The sequence below is a fragment of the Streptomyces sp. NPDC031049 genome (assembly GCF_055571015.1).
In genome coordinates this window covers 1-2,976 of record NZ_JBVIGC010000045.1, presented here as the reverse complement: position 1 = coordinate 2,976, position 2,976 = coordinate 1, and the positions used below count along the sequence as shown (strand labels likewise).

Genomic DNA, 2,976 nt, shown 5'->3' with positions numbered 1-2,976 from the left:
CCCTTGGCATGCTGCGCCTGCGTCGCCCTCTCACCCGGCCCCGCCAGCGCCCGCGCACGGATCTCATGCAGCTCGGCCACCCGCCCGCGCGCGTCCGTCGGCTCGCCCGGCGCCTCATCCAAAACGGTCATGTAGTGACCTTACGAAGGGGACCGCGGAAAGCGAGCCGTCGACTCCGTACAGTCTCCGGCGCGTTTTCCTGGTACCCCTGAACAGAACCACCGGGGCATGCAGCCGTTTCGACTGGTCAGCGGGCTTTGGCGTTGTAGAGGTCGCACAAAGGCGTCACCCGAGAGACACCTCACATTCGTGTGTGGCGCATACCGTCCCCGGAGTGACGCGCAGCCGGAGCCGGCGGCCCGCGGCGAGGACCTCCACCGCGTCACCGGTCCGTACGACGCCGCGTACCGGACGGTCCCAGACGATCTCCAGCGGCTCCCCCGTGCGCGGCGGCTCGCTCACGCAGAGCGTAGCGGTACCTCCCCGGCGGCGGACCAGCACGCTCGCCCCGGCGGACGCGCCGAGCCGGCCCGCCGTACCGGCCCGCCAGAAGGTGGCCGCCGTCAGGCCGAGGCCGGGGCCGTCGACCGCCTGGCGTCCGGCGTCGTTGGCGAGGACCCGCAGCCGGCCTCGGCCGGCGGCGTGGCGGGCGACGGTGCGGCGGTCGGCGCCGGGCAGCAGGACGTAGGCGTAGCGGGCGTCCACCGGGTCGGTGCCGTGGTCGATCCAGAGGGTCTGCCAGCGGCGGGTGCGGCGCTCGCCGGTGCTGCCGGCGTTGATGTCGGACCAGGCGCCGGTGCGGTCCTCGCGCAGGGTGCGCAGGTCGCCGTCGAGGACGAGCCAGCCGCCGTGGCCGTCGAGGTGGGCCCAGTCCGCGCCCCGGACGAAGGCCTGGGTGCCGCCCTCCCCCAGGTTGCGGTTGTCGACGACCGTCTCGACGGCGACGCCGTCCGTGCAGGTGATCCCGGCGCCGAGGCAGACCACGCCGTCCGCGAGGAAGAACCAGGACTTGCGGGCCTCGAGGGTGGAGCCGAGGCCCTTCAGGTGCTGCCCGACCGCGGCGAACTCGCCGTCGGTGGTGCCGCCGACCCAGCGCACGTCGGGCTTGGGCGCGCCCCATTCGCCGCCCGCCCGGTCCGGCAGGCGCCGGGTGGAGACGGTGGTGCCGGGCAGGCGGTACCAGTCGACGGTGGGCCAGTACCAGTCGGTGTACTGGTCGGAGGGGCCCGCCGGCCACCAGGAGAGCAGGCCGGCGCCGGTGTGCCAGCCGCGCGGGTTCTCGCCGTTGCCGCACTCGTAGTGGGCGATGCGGTCGCTGGCCATGGCGAGGGCGGCGGTGAAGCCGGGGCGGCGGTGGACGGCCCGGTCCATGGCCGGGAACAGGCGGTGCCCCACGGGTTCGGGCGCGGCCTCGACGGGCGAGGCGGCGACGGCGTGCAGCCGGGCCAGGTCGGCGACGCCGAACTGGGGCGCCGTGAGGACCGGCGGCACCTGGGCACCGGCGGCGCGGTCGATCCAGCCCTTGATCCGCGCGTGCCAGCGCTGCCGTTCGGCCGGGCTCGCCGCGCCCGCCAGGACCGCGATGGCGGCGATGAGCTGCTGTCCGTGGTAGTGGTCGCTGCGCAGGACGTGCTGGTCGTCGCCCTGGAGGTGGCCGCGGCTGATGGCGCGTCCGTTGACGCAGTCCATGACCAGCCCGTCGTGGACGAGCGGGGCGTAGGCGTGCTCGACGCTGTCCAGGACGATCTGCCGGCTGGGGTCGGTGACCTCCCAGGGGGAGCCGGCCAGCAGGGTGAACAGACGGCCGAGGCCGTCCAGCATGACCTGGCCGTACGTCCCCGAGTACGCGACCCAGGTGTGCTGGACGAACGAGCCGTCGGCATACAGGCCGTCGCCCCGGGTCACGTACGGGAAGACCGGGGAGAGCGCGTCCCGGGCCAGGGTGATCTTGCCGGGATCGCGGCCCAGGATGCCGCGCAGCGCGACGGAGCGGCACAGGTCGACGCGGTTGGCGCCGGTGGAGGTGCCGGTGTAGTCGCCGAGCATGCGGTCGGGGACGAAGTGGTCGACTGCGGCGCAGGCCGCGGCGATGCGGTCGGTGCCGAGGTGGTCGTACAGGGCGGCCGTGATGTCCGTCAGCAGGCGGGGGCTGCCGATCTGCCACTCCCACCAGTTGCCGTACCGGGTGGTGGCGGGGTTGTAGACGGTGGCGGAGAGGTGGTCGAGGCCGCGCAGGACGGCCGCGAGCAGCGCCGGGTCGCCGGTGGAGCCGGTGCCCGGCTGGACGTGGGCCCGGGTCATCGTCCACAGGCGCTGGTAGCCGAGGGTGATGCCGGCGGGTGGGTCGAACGGGTGGCCGGGCCAGAGGGAGTCCGGCGCCGGGTCCATGGTGGCTGCGAGGCCGCGGGCCTGCTCACCGGTCTCGGCGAGCCGGGTGGCGTACGGCTCCTCGTCGGGGTCGTATCCGGTGCCGAGGGCGATGTCCAGCCAGCGGCGGCGGAGGGTGTCGTAGGGGTCGGCGGGGGCCGGGGCGGGGGTGGCGGATGCGGGGGTGGCGGGTGTCCGGGTGAGGCCGGCGGCCAGGGCGGTGGCGAGCAGGACGGCACGGCGGGAGGGCAGGCCCCGGCCACCGGGGGCCGGGGCGGTGGGGGCCGGGGCGGTGGGGCGCCGGGCGGGCCGTGGTGGGGTCATGAGCATGCCGTAGCACGCCGGGTGGGGCCTCGGGAAGCACGCGTGCGTCCGGTGCGTGTCCCGGGTCCACCCTTGGGGGCCACGGGTGCGCCAGGCGGCGGTATGCGCGGTGCGCCGCCGCGGACGGCCCGATAGGCAGGGCGTACGTCCTGTTCGTTCCGGTTCCCCTTCGTTCCGGTGCGTCGCCGATCCGTGACGAGGTGACCCCATGCGTGTGCTGCTCGTCCATCCCAGCGCCCTGATGTACTCCGAGATCTTCCTGCGGCTGGAGCCACTGGGGCTGGA

Annotated in this window: 1 protein-coding gene; it reads right to left on the bottom strand. The window is 74.8% G+C overall.

All coding sequences use genetic code 11. From position 1 onward, the window contains the following. Positions 1–285 precede the first annotated feature (285 nt). Entirely contained in the window at positions 286–2,691 is a 2,406-nt protein-coding gene (locus ACZ45Q_RS34010; RefSeq protein WP_468269063.1) for a polysaccharide lyase 8 family protein, read from the bottom strand. Between the last annotated feature and the right edge of the window lie 285 nt (positions 2,692–2,976).